The organism is Methylocystis sp. NC52PC, assembly GCF_055698645.1.
In genome coordinates this window covers 48,456-67,655 of record NZ_CP170125.1, presented here as the reverse complement: position 1 = coordinate 67,655, position 19,200 = coordinate 48,456, and the positions used below count along the sequence as shown (strand labels likewise).

Here is a 19,200-nt window from a genome sequence, read left to right as displayed (position 1 = left end):
CGGAGACGACCCCGCCTAGCGCTGACGGATGGCGAGCGTCGAGGCCGCCTCCAGGATGCGGCCCAGACGTCTGGCGCTGATCTTGACGGAAACGAGCGTGGGAAGCGCGCCGGCGTTGCGCCAGCCGCCGCTCCAGGCCGGGGCCTGGTCCTGCTGCGGCGCGCCGAAATAGGCGATCTCCAAGGCGGCGAGGCCGCGAAGAACAACGGTTTTTCGCATCGTCGCCCGGGTTGGAGCCAAGCCCTCCTGCGGCCGGTAGATTTTCGTCCACACGGCGAGTTCGTCGCCGCCCTCGCTTCCGATCTCCGTCAAGATGAGCCCGCCCCAATGCGCGCCGCCCTCGCTCAGCATGACGAAGCGGCAGAATGTGGCGGCCCCGAGAAAGACGGGCGCCGGCTCGGACTGCCCGCGTTGGGTCTGTTCCGGGTGAACGAGAAAGCTTCTCGCAACGAGCGATGAAACCGCCCGCGCCGCGCTCTCGATCTCGTCCAGCGCCTCGCTCGCGCGGCTGGTTTCCCAACTTCGTCGGCCAAGGTTTACGCCGCCCATGAGCGACGCCGTGATCAAGGAGACGAGACTGATCGCCAGCAGCAGTTCGAGAAGGGTGAAACCATTCCGGCCCGGTCGCTTCATGGCGGGGCGGGCTCCTCGAGCGGCCTGATCTTTACGGCGGACAGAGTGAAGCTCTCTCCGTAACCCGACGGCTTCCTGATGACGAGGCGCGCATGAAAGCTCGTCAGCGCCGGCCGCCCGTTCGCGCCGGCGACGCTTCGCCCCGGCGTGACGGACAGCGACCAGTGGAGACCGTCGGGATAGCGGCCGCTCGATTCGCCGAAGGGCGTGGGTCCGTCGACGCCGAGCGCATCGAGCTGCGAAGCGCCCTGCCGCGCCGCGCGTAGGAGAAAATCGGCGCGCGCCTGATTGCGCACGCCGCCGCTCACCCCATTGAGGAGCTGCCCGAGCGTCATCGCCAATATGGCGAAGGCGGCGAGGGCTTCGATGAGTGAAAAGCCCCGCCGCGATTTCAGCTGACCGCGCATCTGGCCTCGCCCGTCAGCCAGTTGACGGCGATGGTCGCCCGCGCGTCCGGCGTCTGCAGCGTCATGTCGCCGCCCGTCGAGCCGCCGTCGGGAAAGAAGGCGATGGCGCCGCGCGGCGGCGTCAGTTGCGGGGCGCCGGCGACGTCGAGGGTGATCAGCGCCTCGGGGGGAAAACGCCCGGGCGCGCCGACGGGCGACGCATAGGCGTTGCGCGCGAGATCGATGACGATGGAGGTCTCGCTGTTGGTGGCGATGGCGCGGGCGCGCGCCGCGCGCAGCGTCGCGCAGAAATTTCTGGCCGCGATCTCCAGCCGCACGCGCGCGGACGGCGGCCGCAGGCGTTGCGCCGCCGCTCCGGCGACGAGGGCGATCAGCGCCATCACCACGACCGCCTCGAGCAGGGTGAATCCCTGCCGGCGCTCCAGACCTTTCGGAAGCCGCCTCATTTCGCCGCGAGATCGTTGATGCTGAGCACGGCGTCCATCACCGTCATGATCAGCCCGCCGACAACGGCGGCGATGGCGATGGTCAGAGCGGGGGTGAGCAGTCCCATCGCCCGCTCGATCGAGCGTTGCGTCTGACGTTCGAACATGGCGGCGACGCGCAGGAGCATCTCGCCCAGTTGCGCCGTCTCTTCGCCGATGGCGATCATCTGCGTCGCGGCCGGCGGCAAATGGGGCACGCCCGAAAGCGCGCTGCTGAGATTGGAGCCGCCGCGCACCGCCTCGATAACGCCGGCGAGTTCATGATTGAAAAAACTGTCGGACACCGCCGCGCGCGCGCTTTCGAGGCCCTGCAAGAGCGGAACGCCGGCTTTCAGCATCGCGCCGAGGGTGCGGGAGAAGCGCAGCGCGGCGAATTGCGACAGCAAGGCGCCGATCACCGGGAGGCGAAGGTAGAACCGCGCGATCGCGATCCGCCAGGCGGGCCGCGATCGCGCCATTCTGTAGAAGAGCGCGACGCTCGCGGCGACGGCGCTGAGCGCGAAAGCGACGACCCCGGCGTTGGCCTCCATATCCAGAATGAACTGAAGCCCGGGCGGCATGTCCTTGCCATTGTCGGCGAAGATCGGGGCGACGCTGGGAACCAGCGTGCCGAGCACGACGCCCGTCGAGATCACGGCGAGCGTCATCAGCAGCGCCGGATAGATGAGGGCGCTCTGAATGCGCGCTTTCAGTTCGAGACGCCGCTCGAGCATCTCGGCGAGATCGGCGAGCGCAGGCCCGACGCGTCCGACGGCCTCCCCCTCCCGCACGACATTGACATAGTCCGGCGCGAATAGGTCGGGTCGACTCGACAAGGCGTCGGAGAGCGACGCGCCCTCGACGATCCGCGTCAGGATCTCTTGCGCCAAAGCCCGCAGCGGCGCGGCGGGGCTCTGCGCGGCGAGGATGCGCAGGCTCTGATCGAGCGGCACGTCGGCCTGTTCGAGCGTGGCGAACTCCCGCGTGAAAGACGCGATCTGCGCGGCGTTGGGGCCGCTCTTGAAAAAGGCGCGCCGGGCGATGGCGGCGGCCGGCTCCGCCGCCTGCGTCTCGAAGGGCGTCAGCCCGCGGCGAAACAGCGCGTCTTCGGCCGCCTCGCCGCTCGGCGCCTCTATGTCGCCCTCGACGAGATCGCCCGAGCCGCTATAGGCGCGATAGTGGAAGATCGGCATTTAGCGTCAATCCATGCGTGTGACGCGCGCGACTTCGTCGAGGGTCGTCTCGCCGCGCCAGGCTTTGGTCATGCCGCACTGATACATGGTCGTCATGCCGCTTTCGCGGGCCACGGCCTCCAGCGTCGCGTCCGGCGCGTTCTCGCAGACGAGGCGCTGCAGGCGGTCGTTCATGATGAGAAGCTCGGCGATCGTCGATCGGCCCGCGTAGCCCAGTTGGCGGCAGTGGGGGCAGCCCTTGGCCGCGGACAGCCGGTCGCTCCCGGCGGCGAAGCGCTCTCCTGAAAATTGCGCGCGGAGCTGCGCGCGCGTTTCGAGCGGCGTCGCGCAGGCCTGGCACAGGCGACGGACCAGCCGCTGCGCCAGAACCGCCTTCACTGTCGAGGCGATGAGATAATTCTCCACGCCCATGTCCACGAGCCGCGTGATCGACGCGGCGGCGCTGTTGGTGTGCAAGGTCGAGAACACGAGGTGGCCGGTGAGCGACGCCTGAATGGCGATGCGCGCCGTCGCGGCGTCGCGAATCTCGCCGATCATCACGATGTCGGGGTCCTGGCGCAAAATGGCGCGGAGCGTAGTGGGAAAGTCGAGCCCGATCCCGGGTTGCACCTGCACCTGATTGACGCCCGCGAGCTGATATTCGATCGGGTCTTCGACGGTGAAGACCTTGACGTCGGGCGTCGTCAGCTCCTTGAGCGCTGTGTAAAGCGTCGTCGTCTTGCCCGACCCCGTGGGGCCGGTGACGAGGACGATGCCGTTTGGATTGCGCATCGCCTCGCGCAACTGCGCCGTCGTCTCCGGCTCGAATCCCAGCCTGTCGAAATCGAGCGCGATCTGACTGCGGTCGAGAATGCGCAGGACGATGCTTTCGCCATGCGCCGTCGGCAGCGTCGAGACGCGAAAATCAATGTCCACGCCGCGAATGGCGAGCTTGATGCGCCCATCCTGCGGCAGGCGGCGTTCGGCGATGTCGAGCCGCGCCATGATCTTGATGCGCGACGCAATCGCGGCCTTCAAGCCCGGCGGCAGGATCTCGGCCGAGTGCAGCGCGCCGTCGATCCGGTAACGAACCTGCACGGCGTCGAGCGATGGCTCGATATGAATGTCCGACGCGCGCGCTTCGATGGCGTCGGCGATGATTTCATTGACGCGGCGCACCACGGGCGCCTCATTGGCGATGTCGCGCAGGCGCTGGAGATCGTATTCGCTGGCGTCATTGGCGCGAAGATCGTTTTCGATGAAGGCGACGCCCTGGCGCGGCGCGCCATAGAGCGACGACCACGCCTTTTCGAACTGCGAGGGCGGGATGAGGCGCAAGTCGATGTCGTAGCCCGTCGCATAGGACAAGGCGCGCACCGGATCGAGGTCGAGCGGATCGATGACCGCGAGAGTCAACCGCCGCCCCTCGACCGAGAGCGGCAACAGACCGTTGGCGTGGATGAATTTCTCGGGAACGTCGCCGCACAGGGGCGGTTGGAGCGGAATTTCCGCGGGCTCGATGCGCGGAATCTCGAGGAATTTGGCGAGATGGGCGCAAAGATCCGCCTCTGGAACGAGGCCGAGCTTCGTCAGCACATGATCGAAGCGCTCGCCGCTCTGCGCCGCCGCGCGAAGCGACCGCTGCAACGCCAGCTCGTCGATCGCTTTCTCCTCGACGAGAAAGGCCCCGAAGCCCGCCGCGAAATCGGCGTCGCTTCCGAGCGGCGAATGTTTGGCCGCGGCGTCGCCGGTTGCATCCCCAGCCAGAAGTTGCGTTCTCATCGACAGCCCTTTGCAGCGTCCGCGCGCCGATCAACGCTTCGGGTCAGGATGACATATTTGCGGGTCCGAAGACAGCCGCGCGCGCACAATCGCGTCTGCGTTTCTATCCCCTTTCGAGCATGAAAGATTTTGCTCCAGGCGCCCGATGTGGGCCATTTCGACGAACGCTTTTTCTCCGGCCTGATTGCCTCGCCTCGCGTCGGCGGCTATTTTGAGGCGTCGCAACTGTCGGGGTCTTTCGAGTGGCGGGCGCGTTGTGGACGCAAGACAATCTCGGACATTCGCTGAAGACGGCCGCGCAGCGGCTCCTCGCCTGGTATCGGCGTGAATTTTTCAGCCTCTTCTCGCAGGAGACGATCGCCTGGCTGACCGACCGCGGCGATCGGCGCCTGATTTTGAAGGCCGGCGAGCGCGATCTCTCCTGCGTCGACGCGCGCGGCGCGCCGCTTTGGCGTCTTTCCGGCGACGAAGTCGCGTCCGCGTCGCTCGAAGGGGCGCTCGGCCGTCGCGGTCTGACGCGCAACGCCGTCCGGGTCGGACTCGAGATCGAGACCCGCGCTTTCTTCGTGCGCCGCTTCGACATTCCCAACGCCGCCGTCGCCAATCTGCCGAAGCTTCTGATCGCCGACATTGAGCGCAAGACCCCTTTTCGGGTCGCGGACGTGCTTTACGGCCATACGATCGCCAGGCTCCCGACGACGCCGGAGAAGTCTCGCGTGAGCCTGTGGATCCTGCGGCGCGACATCGTCGCGGAGACGGTCGAACGCGCGGGCCTCGCGGTCTCGGACATCGCTTTCATCCGGCCCTGTGGCGAGGGCGACGAAGAACCCCCCGTCATCCGCCTCGCGGCGACACAGGGGACGTCCCATCGGCTCCGCAACATTGCGCTCGGGCTCTTCATGGCGACGGCGATCTTCACGGCGACGGGCGTCGGCGTCACGCTGTGGCGCCAAGACGCGCTCATTGCGGAACTGGACGCGAAGATACAGGACATGTCGGCGCGCGCCGCCCGCGTGCGGCAGGTGGTGGATCGCGCCTCCTCGGAGAGCCGGCTGCTCGCGGTGCTGCGCAGCGCCCGCCGGAACGGCCCGCAATTTGGCGACCTATGGGAGGAGGTCGCGCGCATCCTCCCCGACAGCGCCTATGTCAGCGATTTTCGCTTGAGTGAAACACAGACCAATGAGCGGGCGGTCGACATCATCGGCTTTGCGAGTTCCGCAGTCGGTCTCCCCGCCCTTTTCGATCATTCGCCGCTTTTCAGCGATGCGGCGCTCACGGCGCCCATCACGCCCGACCCGCGCGAAAAGCGCGAGGGCTTTTCGTTGCAGGCCAAACTGGAACAACAGAAGCCGGCGGGCGGCAGATGACGCGGCGTCTCGCCTGGCCCCTGACCTCGCGCGCGCTGCGTCAGGCGCCGGCCGGGCGTCGCGCCGTCTTCGCTGGCGTCAATCTGCTGGCCCTGGCGCTTTTCTATCTCCTGTGCATCGAACCCGCGCGCCGCCTGATCGCGACCGGCGCCGAGGCTGTCGCCGAACGGCGTCAGACGCTCGCCCGCTATGAGGCCGTGGTCGCCCATGAAGAGCAGATTCAGGCCTACGCCCGGCAAGTCTCCGACATCAATGGTCGCGGCGAACTCCTGGACGGCGACGGCGACGGCGTCATCGACGCCAATCTGCAGGCGCGGCTGAAGACGCTCGCGGAAGCCTCGCAGGTCACGGTCAGGTCGATCCAGGTATTGCCCCCAAAACCGTTCGAGGGCGTGACGCTGGTCGGCGCGCGGCTCAATGTTTCGGGCTCCTATGACAATATCCACGCACTGGCGCGCGCCCTCGAGGGCGAGCCGCCCTTGCTGCTCATCACCGGGGCGAGCATTCGCAACCAGGCGATGTTTTGGGGCATGCCGCGGCAGAGCGAAGAACTGGAAGCGCAATTCGACGTTTTCGGCGGCGCGCCGAAAAAGGGCCGCCCATGAAGCGCGATAATGCGATCCTGCGCATCGCCGCAGTGACGAAAAATGCGCCGTCGCGGTTCTTCAGAGTCACGCGCTCGCCGCTTTCGCCCCTCTCGGCGATCGGCCTCGCGGTCTTGACCGCCTTTACCTGTGGGGCGGGCTTCTTCGCCCTCTACGCCGCCGTCAGCCCGGTGGAGAGCGACGGTTTCGTCAACGTCGCCGACTGGACGCCGCCGAGCCTGGGCGTCGTCGACCTTTATCCGCCAAAGCCAGCCTCGGCCGACACGGAGTCCCTTTCGCGGCCGATCTTCGCGAAGGACCGCAAGCCGGCGTCAAAGACCGCCGCTTCCGCGACGGAGGCTGTCGTCGAGGGGCCGACCGGCGTGACGGTCGCCGCAATCGTACGACACAACAATGCGACAAAGGCGTTCCTCGTCTCACCGGATGCGCCCGACGGCGAATGGCGAAAGGTCGGCGACGCCGTCGAGGCCTGGACGGTGACCTCCATCACGGCGACGGAGGTCGTTCTCGAGAGCGGCGGACAATCGAGCAAACTGAAGTTATATGGCGAGGCGACGCCAGACGCCGGAAGCGAGGCCCCCGCTGACGACGCCAATTCCGATCCTGCCTCCAGATAAGGCCCCTCCGAGCGTCTCTCTCCACCCGCTCGCCGCGCGCGGGCGCTCGAGCGGGACGCCGGCGATCGAAACGCAAAGAGTGCGCATATCGTCGGCGCCTGTCGCGCTGTCGTCATTGTCTCAGTTGCGATCTCGCGCGGGCGCGCTAATAATCTCTGCTGCGCTTGCGTCCGCTGCCGTAAGCGCTTTCGTCGCGATCGCGGCGGCCGACGCGCTCGTCCCGGGCCTCGAACTCCTTTTGAGTCAGGCGGAATTTCTTGTTGAAGGTCAGATCGTATCTGCCGTCGCGGCACATGGCGTCATCGATCTCGTATTTGCCGTCGTCGAACTCCATTTTGCCGCCGCGGCAACCCATGTCCTGAAGCGCCGAGCGCAGGCTTGATTTTTCGGCGCTCGTCAACGCCCGGTCCGCGAAAGCCGGCGCCGTGAGAAGCCCCAACACGCTCAGCAGGGCGAAAGATGAAAGGTGAAGGCGACGCATGAGGCGCTCCTTTCTGCTTGCGGGTAAATAGGACGGCTGCGGCCACGCAGTCGCATCTGCGAATGCCTGGTCCTGCATCCATATTAGGCGGCGCAAGCAAACGAAAAGGCGCCAATCGACCGACGTCGGGTAAAAACGCGCGTTAGCGCCGCGCGTCAGCCACGCGAGGACCGCGCCATTGCCAGCCGGGCCTGCGCATCTAATTAATCGTAGCTCTCGCGGCGTTGTTTGCAGCTTACCGGCGGACTGGAGAGCAACCGTGGCTTATGCTGTCGTCTACGGCGCTGATCGGCGGATCAGCCGAGCGGACACTGCGACGCAATGCCTCGGGCTCGTGAAGCGGCTACAGAGCAGGGCTGAATCCAACATCCAGGTTTTCGATGACGCCGGGGCCGAGTTGAGGCTCGGCGAGCTCGAGACGCGCCACAAGAAGGAAGTGGAAGGGACATACCGCAGCGAAGACCCAAGCGACAAGCACGCTCTGCCTGTGGGATCGAGAATGCGAAGGCTTGAACAGCATGACGTTGCGAGCGCGTCGAGGTCAGGATGGGTCACGAGCGTGTTGTTTCTGACCGTCACCGTTCCGATTGGAGCCGCCATAGTCGTTCGTTGGTTGCGTGAAAAGCTTGTGCAAAAAGAGAGGCCGTGAAAAGCTCTTTGCCGCTATTTCATGCGCACCCATTCGCGCAGGAAGGCGTCCCGCGTTCGGGCATAGGTTTGCTCGGGCACGAAAAGCCTCTCGACGACGGCGGCGTCGGGATAAACGGACTTGTTGCCCGAGATGCTTTTGTCCACGAGAGGCTTCGACGCGAAAATTCCGTTCGCCGCATGCGTGAAGTCGGTGTTCCGGGCGGCGATCTCCGGACGCAGGAGGAAATCGATGAACCGATAGGCTTCCGCGACATGCGGCGCGGCTTTCGGGATTGCGAGATTATCCATCAGGACCGGCGCGCCTTCGCGGGGAAGCACGTAATTGATCTCAGCCCCGTTATTTGCTTCCCGGGCCTGATCGCGGGCGCGAAAGCCGTCGAGAGAATAGCCGACGGCGAGGCAGATTTCGCCATTCGCCAGAGCGGCGACGAAATTCGACGCGTCGAGCTTCTTCACATCGCGTAAGACGGCGCCCAACATGTCGCCCGCACGTTTGAGATCTGTTTCATGCGACAGGCCAGCGGCGGACTTCCAGTCAGACCACAAATATCGCCGCGCGATCGCCAGCAGATATTCGCGGTCGTCGACGACGCCGACGCCGCAGTTCGAGAATTTGCGCAAAGAGTCGGGCTTGAACAGCACGCTCCATGAATCGAAGGGCGGCGAAGCGAGGGACCGCGCCGATGCGCGACGCGACGCGACGGCTTCGACATTGCTTCTTATTTTCTCGGCGTTGTAAGAAATGCCGAGTGTAAACCACATGTAGTTGACGGCAAACCGGTTGCCGATGTCATAGGCGGAAAGAAGCTGCATGATTTCAGGCCAGAGATATTTTCTATTGGGAAGCCTGTTTTCGTCGAGCTTCTGATAGACGCCGGCTGCAATCTGTTTCGAAAGAGCCGGACCGGACACGATGACGACGTCGAAGGTTTCCTTCCCCGCCTTGAGCCTTCTCTCGAGCGCGGCGTCTGAATTGTACGAGTCGTAGGTAACCTCGATCCCGGTTTCCTCGGTAAAGTCAGCGATGACGTCGGGATCGATGTAGTCGTTCCAGCCGAGCACATTGACGATCTGCGCCTGTCCGGGCGCGGGAAAGGCGCAAAGCGTCAGAAGCCAGGCCAGCCAAACGGCGGCGGTGCGGGATAATCTCAATATGGTCATCGCGAAGGACCCCTATTGAGCGGCTGCAGTCCGTTCGGCGCGTCCTACTTCTTCATCGGCGTAAATTGCTGCGGCGCTGGCGCCAGAGATTGCGGCGTTTCAGCTTTCTCCGGGGCCGCTGCGCTCGTCGACTGCTCCGGCGCCGGGGCAAAGCACATCGTCCGGTGGATCTTCTGGATGACCGCCATCGCTTTTTGCGACGCGTCCATCCTCTCGGCGAGGTCCAGAAGCCGTTGCCGCGTCGTGGCGACGTCCTTTATGTCTCCCTGAAGCGTATCGTTCATCGATTTCAAGATTTCGTCGGAGCGCGGCATATCGGCCAGGCTGACCTGCTGCAGCGATTGCTCGACTTTCGCCACACAGGCGAGGCGCCGGTCATATTCCTCTCTCAGCTCCCGGAATCTCGTTGCGAAAGTGGAGGCCTTCTCCATATGGACGGAGAGATTTTCGGGAGCCATCGTGCAAATGGCGTCCACATTGGCGACGTCGGGATAATTGGCTTCGATGATTTTGGCGAAATCCTGAACGAGAGCCTTCGCCTGCAAAGAAAGCGCCGCGAGACTGCAGACGAGCTGCTCGCGGCCCCGATAGCATCGGTCGAGCTGTATTTCCCCCTTGGTTCCAGGGAGACTGAAGTTTTCCGATTTGCCGATCCCTTTCTCGCAGGCGGCGAGCGCCTCGCCCGTCGCGCCGCCGGATTCGGGCTCCTCCGCAACATGTCCGGCGCTTTGCGGTTGGCGTGCGAAGCGCCGTGGCGCCCGGTAACGCGCCGCCGTGAACTGGTCGGGCGTCGTCAGTCGCGCCATGCCCATGTCCGACAGAAGCTCCGCGGATGCTGGCGACGTCATCGCAATCGCGAGGGCGAACGCCGCCGCCTGCGCCAGATTCGCGGCTTTTCCTTTCATGCTGGCCATCGGCTCTGCTCTGCTTGCGATGGACGCGGCCGCCGCTGATGGTTAGGCGAGATCAATCTAGGGCGGCGTTCATCGGCTTAACGGATATTAAAGCGAAATGTATGCATTCACGCGCCCGGGCAAGGGGGCGCGTCTCTCAATATCTCGCGCCTGTCGCTCGATCAGGCGCAAGCGCAATAGCGCCGCCGCGTCGCGCGGCGCGAGATCAATGGACCCGGCTTGCCGCCGTCCGTATCCGAGCTACGCGGGCGGAAGGGCGCCTTCAAACCTCGCGCGGCCGCCCTTGCAACCGCGAGGCCCGGTCCCGTTCACCGCGTCGCGCCGGTCTTGCGCCGGAAAGGCGCGCCGCGGGGTCGACGCCGTCGCAGGCGACGCCCGGCGTCGTCGTCAGATTTGCAAAGATCGTGAGCAGTGTTCACAATGGTGGCGTTTTCCGCTGCGGAAACGGTACTCAAAGACGAAGGACGTCACACTGATGGAACGTCGTGATTTTATGACTGCGCTGGGCGCGGCCGCCGCCGCCGCTTCTGTGTCCTCCGCCCTTGCGGAGGAAAAGAAGGCGGCCCACCATCATCACCCGGCGACATACAAGGGCGTGGCGGATGCCGCCGCCAAATGCGTCGCGGAAGGCGCCAACTGCCTTCGCCACTGCTTCGGCATGCTGTCGATGGGCGATTCCAGCATGGCCGACTGCACGACCGCGACCTATGACACCATCGCCGCTTGCGCGGCGCTGAACAGCCTCTCCTCCGTGAATTCGAAGTTTACGCCGGCGATGGCCAAGACCGTGGCGGCCATCTGCGAGGCGTGCAAGAAGGAATGCGACAAGTTCCCCGACGTCGCCGAGTGCAATGCGATGGGCGCCGCGTGCAAGACCTGCGCCGAGGAATGCCATAAGGTCGCCGCTTAAGGCTTGCTGAGCCCGAGAGAAGCGCGCCCCGGCCCTTTGTAGCTCGGCCGGAGCGCGCTGTTTAAAGAACCCTCACAGCAAACTCTATCGATGGCGCGCCGCCGTGCGCCTCGCCTAAGAAAAGGGGAGGGCGAAGACCAGCGGCGACCGGCGCGACGGATCGTTTAGTCCTTGTCAAGTCCGATCGTGATCGTTCCGTCGTTTTCCAATACGGCAAAGCGCACGTTGGAAAGCGACGTAGAGCCTTCGCGTCGCACGGCTTCCATGAGTTCGGACCGCGTGATCTGCTCTTTGGCGAGCGCCGCCGCCCTGACTTTCCCGTGCCGGACCAAGATCACGGGAACGCCTTCGAAAAACCGTTCGGCCTTCCTGTTTCGCCAACTCACATAGCTGACCGCGCGGCCCATGAAGACGAGCGCCGCGGCGGAAAGGAGCCCGCCGACGAGCGAATTGTCGCCGCCGATGAGCGCATTCTGCACGGTCTCGCTCAACACGAGCAACAGCACGAGGTCGAAGGGGGCCATCTCGCCGACATGTTTCTTGCCGCTGAAGCGGATCAGAACAAAGAGAAAAGTATAGACACAGGCCGCCCGCAGGATGATTTCGGCGGGGCTCATCGAGGGCGCGAACATGGTGCTTTCTCCGATGCAGGAGCTTCTTCCTTCGCTTCGGCAGAAGCTTTGTCTTCCGCCTCGGCCGGACGCTTCGGGTTCACACTGCACATGGGCGCAATCCGCCGCCGGGCCATGCTCATCGGTCGGCGCGTCGCGGTCGGCCTTCGCAGCCATGCGACGGCAAGCGTTTCTGTTCGCTCTTCACGGTTCCGCCGGCCTGTGTTGCGATAAAAAGCGCCTCAGGCGGCTATCTATCGGGGCTTGAATGCATTCGCCGCGTCCCAATGTGATTTTTTCGCGACGACAGAGGAGAACCGCAATGGCGCTGCTAGAGGATCTGTTCAAATTGGAAGGCGCCGCGGGAGCGACGGCGCTCGGGGTAGGCGCGCTTCTATTGGCGCCGACAATCCTGCCAGCGGTTGGGCGCATGCTTCGGCCGGTCGCCAAGGAACTCGTCAAGACCGGGATGCTCGCTTATGACGAAGCCCATGGCGCGGTTTCCGGGGCCTATGACGCCGCGAGCGATCTCGTCGCGGAAGCGCGCGCCGAGCGGGCGGGCGAGGGTTCGCGCGTCGAAAGGCCCCGTCGGACTTCCGATCGCGCCAGACACGGCCGAGACGGCCACGCGGCAGGCCACGGCGCCGGCTAGGCTTTGGCGTTACGCTGGTTGGCCTTCGGCCCGGAACGCTTCGCGCCCTCCGGCCTCCGCTCCGGCCGGAGGCGCAGATTTGCCGCGCTTACAGACCCGAGCCGGCTGAAGCCATGAGGGCGTTCCTGTCATAAGGCGCCTGCAGCGCCCCGCGAGAGCTCTCGACCCCTTCAAGAGACCGCTCGAACCCCCGCAGCCAGATCGCAGCTCTGCGGCCACGGTGACGCGCGCCAAAAGCGGTGCGTCTCTAAAGTGCGCCCCCTTGAATGAGCGCTGCTCACCATCCATATACCATCCAGTAGGATGGTGTAGGAAGACGGGGATGGGCGACGTTCACAAGCTGCGCGAAAAGGCCGGCGAGACGGAAAAGATCACGATCAATGTCGGTCACGTCGACCTCGGCCATGTCGACCTTCTCGTGCGCGAGGGATTCTATTCCAATCGCACGGACTTCATTCGCACGGCGATCCGCAATCAGCTCGCGACCCATTCGGACGCGATCAAGCAATCGATCGTCCGCAACACGCTCGAGCTCGGTTTGCGCACCGTCACGCGCGAAGAACTCGAAGGGGTCCGCGCCGCCGGTCGCAAATTGCGCCTCCGCGTCTTGGGGCTCGCCGTCATCGCCCCGGACGTCACGCCGGAGCTTGCGCGCCAAACAATCGAATCCCTCACCGTTCTCGGCGCGCTTCAGGCGAGCCCCGCGGTAAAGGCGGCGCTTTCGGATCGAATGAGCTGAAACCCTCTCCCCTCAAAAGAGGCGTCAAAAATGGAAAATTTCTTCGCCGGCGCAATCGACGAAGCCCTGAGGCTGACCCGAGAGCAAAACCTGGCGGAGGCGACGCGCGTGCTGTTGCGAAGCCTCTCCGGGAACCGCTCGAAGACGCCGACGGATGGCGAACAGGCCGCTTTGGCCGCGCCTCGGCTCGACCTTACGGGCGACGCCGCCCCGCGCGCCGAAGCCGCCGCGGCGCGCTTGCGCATGCCGCTCGGCGAGACGCTGACGCGCCTGCGCAGCGGCGAGCTTCCAAGCTTCGCCTTGAGTCCGGACGCGCTGGCGAAACTCGGCAAACGGCCGACCGTGCGCGTGCCGGAGGGCGCATCCTTTCTCTCTCGCAGTTTTGCCTGTGAGGCGGGAGTGCGGCCTTACAAGGTCTATGTGCCGAGCGCATTGCGCGGCGCCAGAGCGCCGCTGATCGTGATGCTGCACGGCTGCACCCAGAATGCAGACGATTTCGCCGTCGGCGCCGGGATGAACCGGCTCGCCGAAGAGCATGGGCTTGTCGTCGCTTATCCCGAGCAGCCGCTCACCGCCAATCATCTCGGCTGCTGGAACTGGTTCAACGAAGGCGATCAGCGCCGGGATTCGGGCGAACCGAGCATCATCGCCGGCGTGACCCGCTTTCTCATAGCGGAAATGAACCTGGACCCTGCGCGCGTGTTTGTCGCGGGCCTTTCGGCCGGCGGCGCGATGGCCGATGTGATGAGCGCGACCTACCCGGACCTTTACGCGGCCGCAGGCGTCCACTCGGGCCTTCCCTACGGCGTTGCGACAGACCAGGCCTCGGCCTTCCTCGCCATGAGCGGAAAGTCGTCGCGCCGACCGCGTCGCGCCGCGCGCCGCGCGCGCACCATCATCTTCCACGGCGCGTCGGACGCCAAGGTGCATCCAACCAACGCAGATCGCATCATGAGCGAAGCGCGCGCCGGAATGTCCGGGACGCATCACGAGACGACGCAGCGGGGGACGTCGAACGGACGTCACTATCGGCGCACGGTCGTCGCCGATGAGAGAGGCGTTTCGCAGCTCGAATATTGGGCGATCGACGGATTGGGACACGCGTGGTCAGGGGGCTCGCCCGAGGCGTCGCACACCGAGCCGCGCGGACCCGACGCGTCGCTCGAAATGCTGCGCTTCTTTCTGGAAAGCTGAGTCGTCTCGGCGCAGACGAGACGATTGCGCCACGGCGGCGACGTCGCCGTTGGCGTCGATTTCTCGCGCCAGGCGCAAGGCCTCGCCCTCGCCCTCTCCTGGCGGAGAGTTAGATCACTCAACCAATAGGCGGAGGATCGACATGCAAACCTTTATCATGCTGACGCGGCTAAGCCCCGACGCCGCGCGCTCGCCGCAAGCGCTCGAGGAGCTCGAGCAGAAGGCGATGGCGCGCGTGCGCAAGGATTGTCCGGACGTCGAATGGCTCGAGAGCTACGCCGTTCTCGGCGGTTGCGATTACGTCGATATTTTCCGCGCCGAAGACATGGAGTCGGCAAGCCGCGTCTCGGCGCTCATTCGCACGCAGGGCCACGCCAGCACGGAAGTGTGGCCGGCGACGACGTGGAAGAAATTCAAGCAGACGATCCGCAACCTGTAAGCTTTGGCTCGGCGCCTCGACGCACTCACGTGATGATGTCGGTTACGACCTGGACCGTGAGCTGTTCGAGGCTCCACCAGAGGAGCGCCCTGACGCGCGCTTCCATGTCGTTGAGCGCACTGCTCGCCGATACGGAGACGCCCGCCAGGACGAACACCGTCTCGCCGGCCTCGAAGCTGTTGTCCGTGGCCGCCACGAGGTTGAAGGCGCCCTGCTCGATGTCGGGCAGCGTCTTGCTCACGTCGTCGCCGTCCGACGTCAAGGTGCGCTCCGCGAGGAGACTGTGGAGAATGACGCCGCCATTGGGCCTGAGCACGGCGATGAACATGGTCGCGTCGACGCCCAGAGTTCCCGACGAGAAGCCCCATTCATCGTGAAGCGAGAGGGTGACCTTACTGTAAAAGTTGCGGAGCGACGCCGTCACGAGCAGGCGGCCATCCTGCGGCAGGGCGTAGGCGGAGCCACAGGCGGCCGAGACGCAGCCGAGATCCAAGGGGAGAATGCCGAACCATTCGTTGAAGCCGAACACGGCGCCGGGATCGGCGGCCAGATCGGCGTCGACGATAAGGTGCCCGATCTCCCGCCGAACGAAGGAGCGGTCGACAATGTCCATCGTGTCGACCAAGCCTTCGAAGGGAGACAGCGACCCCAGCATCTCCAGCCCGAATGGGACCCGGAAGACGGTGGGAGGCGGCTCCTCGGGGACGACCACGGGCTCCAGCTCCGGCCATTTCGGCCGCGCCTTGTCCAACAGGGCGTCGAGGTGCGCGCGCTGCAATTTACGGATTTTGGCGAAGCTCGGGACGGCCTCCCCGAGCCGCTCCTGCAGCGATCGACGCGCGCCGGCGCGCGCAAGATCCCAGCGCTTGCCGTCGCGCGCCGCCTCACGCGCCGCGACGGTCCAGTCCTTCCGTGCAGTTTCGATCGCCGCGCGCGCCGCCGCGAGCTGATCGTCGGGCGCGAGTTTGCGCATGTGTTGTCTGAACCCCTCATGAGCCGCAAACAGCTCCGCAGGGGAGCGTCGCGGCGTCGCGGGGCCAAGGCGTGACAACGGATCAAAGCGGCCGATCTGCGGGTGCGGAGGCGGGAGCAACATGAAAATGCCCTCCAGGCGATGATGAAGCGATTTACAGAAAACGTCGACTTGATGTTGAGAAGCGGGAACGGGCCGCCGCATCTAAAAGAAAATATGCTTGTCTCCGGTTTGAGCAAGATGCGCGTTCGATGAGATGGTCTTTGTCGTGATCCGCAATCCGCGTTCATCGCCGCGAGCGGCCTGCAAACCTCGAGGCCGAGTCGCTCGAACGCCCAGGCTCACGCGTCCAATACACGCAGGCTCAAGAGCTCGGACGGAACATCTGGATCATCCGCATCCGTGACGGCGAGGAAGGTCAGCGCGCGCGCCTCGCTCTCGGCGACCGCGAGGCCTTCTATCTTCACCTTATCGATTTGCGCCAAAATCGCTGGACCGTCGCTCAAGCGACCGATGGCCGATCCGACGACTTCGCCGTCATCGTAGGTCGAGGCTCCGCGCTCCGCCGCTGCGGCGAAATAAACGCCGCCGTCGTGAACGCAGGCGTCGGTAAAGGTGAGAGCGACGCCCCCAAGCTTTGGCAAAGGGATTTCAACGATGCGGGGGTTGAACGTCTCGCGCTCGAATTGGCCGTTCAAGAGCCTGCTGATAACGTCGACCTCGAATTGGATGATGGCGTTGAAGCCTGCTTTACCGTTGCCGCGCTAGAAAAGCGAAACCTTGCCGTCGACGACGACGCCGCCTTCGATGTTCAGATCGGGAACGCGTTGCTGCAAAAATCCGAGAAGGGAAGAAAAGCTGATCTCGCGCCAGCCGACGAGATTATCCGTAAGGTCGATTTGCACTTTGCTTGCAAGCGTGCGGTTTGGCCTCGAGCCGGAAGGAAACGCCAGCAACGCCAAACGCTCCTTGTCCTGTCCGAGATTGATGAGGCATTCGGCGTCCGGCTTGACGCGCTTGCGGGCGGCGACGTCGGTAGGCGGCTCGCCAGAGAAAATTCTGAAGCCTCGACCAAGGAGCGCTCCCTGCCGCGGGAAGCGCACGAGGTGGTGCAGGTCGTCGGCCATGACCCAAAGGTTGGCGCGCGTGCAAATGAGCCCCGAACCCGCCGTCAGGGGGCGTCTCTCGAACGTCGGCGGTCCGATCCATTGCAACGCGCCGAGCCGACTCCAAGCCAAGGGACGCCCATCCTTCATGCGCCAAACGACGCGCAATCATAAACCCGGAGGCCTTCCAACGCGACTCCCGCGTCGCCGCTTCGCTCGAGCCCGATCGCGACTGCGCGTCGGCGCGACGATCTCACGTTCGCAAAATGATCCATGGCCGGCCCGAGGACGTAGAACGAAGGAGGGGACGACCGGGGGAAGCCGATGCGCAATTTTTTCGTGGCCTATGCGGCGGCCGCCGTCTGGATGTTGGGGCTCGACGTGATTTGGCTGTCGACGATGGCCGAGCGTCTCTACCGTCAGCAGCTCGGCGACCTGCTGGCGCCGGAATACCGGCTTTATCCCGCGCTCGGCTTCTATGCGCTCTATCTCTTCGGCGTGACCTATTTCGCCGTGGCGCCGGCGATGAAGGACGGCGGCTGGCGCAAGGCGGCGCTGAATGGCGCCCTGTTCGGCCTTGTCGCCTATGCAACATATGATTTGACCAATCAGGCGACGCTGCGGCGCTGGCCCGTTCTCGTGACGTCTCTCGATTTGCTGTGGGGCTCCTTCCTGACGGCGACAACCGCGGCGGCCGGCTTCGCCGCGACGCGCCTCATCGCCCGTTTGCGTCAGGCTCCAACCGCGCGCGACGAAACATCCATGCAGCAATGACGCTCAGAATCGATGCGCTATAAGCGTTGAGCGACAGTAACGCCGAATATTGCGCCTGCCCGGTCTCGTAGAGCGGCGATCCGTAGCGGCCGTGCAGCAGCGCAAAAGCGGCGCATACGCCGGCAAGATAATAGCAAAGAGCGGCCCGCTCCGATCGTCGGCAGGAAAGCGCCGCGATGATGATGCAGGGCGCAAGGAACAGTTCGACGCCGGACGCTTCTCCAAACACATAGGCGCAGAAATAGGTGTTGAGCGCGCCGATCGCCGGCAGCCAGAGCCTGCCGACGCCGGGAAACCGCCGCGAGATCCAGGGCGTCGCCACGAAGAAGGGCGTCGACACGAAGGTGAGCGCAAGCAGCGGGCTCGCCTCGCCGGTCACGAACCACACATAGAGCGGATAGAAGGGCTGGTTCGAGGCGAGGATGAGCGCGAGCCGGTTCGAGGCGCGCGTCAAAGGGTCGTCGGCGGCGGCGTATTCGGCGAGCCGCCGCCAAATCGCCGCGTCAGCCATTGACGGGGCGCAGGCGATAATGGCTCACGGCCCATTCCTCGCCGTTCTGGTCGCCGAACAGGCCTTCGGTCGCAAGAAAGAACAGCCGCCAGCGTTTGCGCCACAGCGCCGCGTCCGCGCCATAGGTCTCGCGCAGCACGGCGTCGATCTCTGAGCGGTTGGCGTCGAAATTCTTCAGCCAGTCCGCCGCCGTCCGCTGATAGTGAAGACCGCTCCAGCGCCATTCCTCCTCGACGTCGAAGAGATCGCCGAAGGTGCGAATGAGGCCATGGCTCGGCATGATGCCGCCGGTGAAGAAATGTTGCGCGATCCAGTCCGACTTGTCCGCGTGGTCGAAGCGATACGCCTGGTCGCGATGGGTGAAGACGTGGATGAAAAGCCGCCCGTCCGCGTCGAGCCACGCGCGCAGGCGCGCCAGGAGCCCGCGCCAGTTCGACATGTGTTCGAACATCTCCACCGAAACGATGCGATCGAAACGCGCCGTCGTGGTGAAATCGTTCATATCCGCCGTCACGACGCGGAGATTCGCAACGCCGAGCCGCTTCGCCTCCGACTCGATGTGCGCGCGCTGACTTTGCGAGTTCGAGACGGCCGTGATCGACGCCTTCGGGTAGTTTCGAGCCATGAACAGCGACAGCGAGCCCCAGCCGCATCCGAGTTCGAGGATGCGCTGCCCGTCGGCGAGGCCGGCGTGACGCGCCGTCTCTTCGAGCGCGCGCAGCTCCGCTTCGGCGAGCGTCGTGTCGAACCGGTCGTAATAGCAGCAGGAATATTTGCGTCGGGGTCCGAGCGTCAGCTCGAAGAAGCGCGCCGGCACTTCGTAATGCTGCGCATTCGCCTCGCTCGTATGGATTGCGATCGGATAGCGCGCCATATCGGCGGAGAAGGCGTCGACGGCGCTCACGGGTGCGGCGCTGAGGCGTTCGCGCGTCCGGCCGACGAGATAGGTCACGCCCATGCGCAGGAAGGAATCCGGCAAAGGCGCGCGTTCCACGACATTGATGGCCGAAGCGATGAGGGACATGGCTCTTTTCTCC

22 protein-coding genes and 1 pseudogene are annotated in these 19,200 nt (G+C 64.8%); 10 read left to right on the top strand and 13 right to left on the bottom strand.

The window, feature by feature from the left end; all coding sequences use genetic code 11:
* Positions 1 to 15: 15 nt before the first annotated feature.
* The 5 genes from ACETII_RS00345 to ACETII_RS00325 are packed head-to-tail and all read right to left on the bottom strand — an operon-like array spanning position 16 to position 4,458.
* Positions 16 to 633 carry a prepilin-type N-terminal cleavage/methylation domain-containing protein gene (locus tag ACETII_RS00345; RefSeq protein ID WP_472785409.1) on the bottom strand — a complete coding sequence of 206 codons (618 nt, stop codon included), beginning with the start codon at positions 631 to 633 and terminating at the stop codon, positions 16 to 18.
* Complete coding sequence (locus ACETII_RS00340; RefSeq protein WP_472785408.1) at positions 630 to 1,040, bottom strand: type II secretion system protein; 411 nt, start codon at positions 1,038 to 1,040, stop codon at positions 630 to 632. The genes ACETII_RS00345 and ACETII_RS00340 overlap by 4 nt, the downstream gene beginning before the upstream one ends.
* Positions 1,025 to 1,486 (bottom strand): GspH/FimT family pseudopilin, encoded by a 462-nt coding sequence (locus ACETII_RS00335; RefSeq protein WP_472785407.1) that lies wholly within the window; start codon positions 1,484 to 1,486, stop codon positions 1,025 to 1,027. Before ACETII_RS00335 ends, ACETII_RS00340 begins: the two co-directional genes overlap by 16 nt.
* Positions 1,483 to 2,697: a type II secretion system F family protein gene (locus ACETII_RS00330; protein WP_472785406.1), complete on the bottom strand. Its 1,215-nt coding sequence runs from the start codon at positions 2,695 to 2,697 to the stop codon at positions 1,483 to 1,485. Before ACETII_RS00330 ends, ACETII_RS00335 begins: the two co-directional genes overlap by 4 nt.
* Positions 2,698 to 2,703: 6 nt before the next feature.
* Positions 2,704 to 4,458: a GspE/PulE family protein gene (locus ACETII_RS00325; protein ID WP_472785405.1), complete on the bottom strand. Its 1,755-nt coding sequence runs from the start codon at positions 4,456 to 4,458 to the stop codon at positions 2,704 to 2,706.
* Between the two features lie 254 nt (positions 4,459 to 4,712).
* Between ACETII_RS00325 and ACETII_RS00320 the strand changes: the two genes are divergently transcribed.
* The 3 genes from ACETII_RS00320 to ACETII_RS00310 are packed head-to-tail and all read left to right on the top strand — an operon-like array spanning position 4,713 to position 7,047.
* Entirely contained in the window at positions 4,713 to 5,825 is a 1,113-nt protein-coding gene (locus ACETII_RS00320) for a PilN domain-containing protein (protein ID WP_472785404.1), read from the top strand.
* The gene (gspM, locus tag ACETII_RS00315) at positions 5,822 to 6,430 is read left to right on the top strand and encodes a type II secretion system protein GspM (RefSeq protein WP_363352179.1); all 609 of its coding nucleotides are present in this window, start codon (positions 5,822 to 5,824) and stop codon (positions 6,428 to 6,430) included. Before ACETII_RS00320 ends, gspM begins: the two co-directional genes overlap by 4 nt.
* Positions 6,427 to 7,047, top strand: coding sequence for a hypothetical protein (locus ACETII_RS00310; protein ID WP_472785403.1), 621 nt, complete (start codon positions 6,427 to 6,429; stop codon positions 7,045 to 7,047). The genes gspM and ACETII_RS00310 overlap by 4 nt, the downstream gene beginning before the upstream one ends.
* Positions 7,048 to 7,192: 145 nt before the next feature.
* Here ACETII_RS00310 and ACETII_RS00305 read toward each other — a convergent pair whose 3' ends face one another.
* Entirely contained in the window at positions 7,193 to 7,528 is a 336-nt protein-coding gene (locus tag ACETII_RS00305; RefSeq protein ID WP_363352183.1) for a PepSY domain-containing protein, read from the bottom strand.
* A 259-nt stretch (positions 7,529 to 7,787) separates the two neighbouring features.
* Between ACETII_RS00305 and ACETII_RS00300 the strand changes: the two genes are divergently transcribed.
* Positions 7,788 to 8,177 (top strand): hypothetical protein, encoded by a 390-nt coding sequence (locus ACETII_RS00300; protein WP_472785402.1) that lies wholly within the window; start codon positions 7,788 to 7,790, stop codon positions 8,175 to 8,177.
* A 14-nt stretch (positions 8,178 to 8,191) separates the two neighbouring features.
* On the opposite strand, the gene ACETII_RS00295 is transcribed toward ACETII_RS00300, so the two are convergent.
* Positions 8,192 to 9,340 (bottom strand): extracellular solute-binding protein, encoded by a 1,149-nt coding sequence (locus ACETII_RS00295; protein WP_363352187.1) that lies wholly within the window; start codon positions 9,338 to 9,340, stop codon positions 8,192 to 8,194.
* 44 nt (positions 9,341 to 9,384) lie between these two features.
* Positions 9,385 to 10,254 (bottom strand): hypothetical protein, encoded by an 870-nt coding sequence (locus ACETII_RS00290; protein ID WP_363352189.1) that lies wholly within the window; start codon positions 10,252 to 10,254, stop codon positions 9,385 to 9,387.
* Positions 10,255 to 10,729: 475 nt separating this feature from the next.
* Between ACETII_RS00290 and ACETII_RS00285 the strand changes: the two genes are divergently transcribed.
* A complete protein-coding gene (locus ACETII_RS00285; protein WP_363352191.1) occupies positions 10,730 to 11,164 on the top strand; it encodes a four-helix bundle copper-binding protein in 435 nt (144 codons plus the stop codon).
* A gap of 164 nt (positions 11,165 to 11,328) precedes the next feature.
* On the opposite strand, the gene ACETII_RS00280 is transcribed toward ACETII_RS00285, so the two are convergent.
* Positions 11,329 to 11,796: a DUF421 domain-containing protein gene (locus tag ACETII_RS00280; protein ID WP_363352193.1), complete on the bottom strand. Its 468-nt coding sequence runs from the start codon at positions 11,794 to 11,796 to the stop codon at positions 11,329 to 11,331.
* Positions 11,797 to 12,097: 301 nt separating this feature from the next.
* On the opposite strand from ACETII_RS00280, the gene ACETII_RS00275 reads away from it, so the two are divergent.
* The 4 genes from ACETII_RS00275 to ACETII_RS00260 all read left to right on the top strand — a co-directional run bounded on the left by ACETII_RS00275 (position 12,098) and on the right by ACETII_RS00260 (position 14,799).
* Positions 12,098 to 12,427: a DUF5132 domain-containing protein gene (locus tag ACETII_RS00275; RefSeq protein ID WP_472785401.1), complete on the top strand. Its 330-nt coding sequence runs from the start codon at positions 12,098 to 12,100 to the stop codon at positions 12,425 to 12,427.
* A gap of 322 nt (positions 12,428 to 12,749) precedes the next feature.
* Positions 12,750 to 13,166, top strand: coding sequence for a CopG family transcriptional regulator (locus tag ACETII_RS00270; protein ID WP_472785400.1), 417 nt, complete (start codon positions 12,750 to 12,752; stop codon positions 13,164 to 13,166).
* A gap of 30 nt (positions 13,167 to 13,196) precedes the next feature.
* Complete coding sequence (locus tag ACETII_RS00265; RefSeq protein ID WP_472785399.1) at positions 13,197 to 14,360, top strand: extracellular catalytic domain type 1 short-chain-length polyhydroxyalkanoate depolymerase; 1,164 nt, start codon at positions 13,197 to 13,199, stop codon at positions 14,358 to 14,360.
* A gap of 142 nt (positions 14,361 to 14,502) precedes the next feature.
* Positions 14,503 to 14,799 carry a GYD domain-containing protein gene (locus tag ACETII_RS00260; protein WP_472785398.1) on the top strand — a complete coding sequence of 99 codons (297 nt, stop codon included), beginning with the start codon at positions 14,503 to 14,505 and terminating at the stop codon, positions 14,797 to 14,799.
* A 25-nt stretch (positions 14,800 to 14,824) separates the two neighbouring features.
* On the opposite strand, the gene ACETII_RS00255 is transcribed toward ACETII_RS00260, so the two are convergent.
* On the bottom strand, positions 14,825 to 15,772 hold the full coding sequence (locus ACETII_RS00255; RefSeq protein ID WP_472785397.1) for a hypothetical protein: 948 nt from the start codon (positions 15,770 to 15,772) through the stop codon (positions 14,825 to 14,827).
* Between the two features lie 341 nt (positions 15,773 to 16,113).
* Positions 16,114 to 16,986 (bottom strand): annotated as a pseudogene (locus tag ACETII_RS00250) (DUF6929 family protein).
* A 216-nt stretch (positions 16,987 to 17,202) separates the two neighbouring features.
* On the opposite strand from ACETII_RS00250, the gene ACETII_RS00245 reads away from it, so the two are divergent.
* Positions 17,203 to 17,652, top strand: a complete 450-nt coding sequence (locus tag ACETII_RS00245) for a DUF2177 family protein (RefSeq protein ID WP_472785396.1) — start codon at positions 17,203 to 17,205, stop codon at positions 17,650 to 17,652.
* On the opposite strand, the gene ACETII_RS00240 is transcribed toward ACETII_RS00245, so the two are convergent.
* Complete coding sequence (locus tag ACETII_RS00240) at positions 17,594 to 18,163, bottom strand: hypothetical protein (protein ID WP_472785395.1); 570 nt, start codon at positions 18,161 to 18,163, stop codon at positions 17,594 to 17,596. The genes ACETII_RS00245 and ACETII_RS00240 overlap by 59 nt on opposite strands.
* On the bottom strand, positions 18,156 to 19,187 hold the full coding sequence (locus tag ACETII_RS00235) for an SAM-dependent methyltransferase (protein ID WP_472785394.1): 1,032 nt from the start codon (positions 19,185 to 19,187) through the stop codon (positions 18,156 to 18,158). The genes ACETII_RS00240 and ACETII_RS00235 overlap by 8 nt, the downstream gene beginning before the upstream one ends.
* Positions 19,188 to 19,200 lie beyond the last annotated feature (13 nt).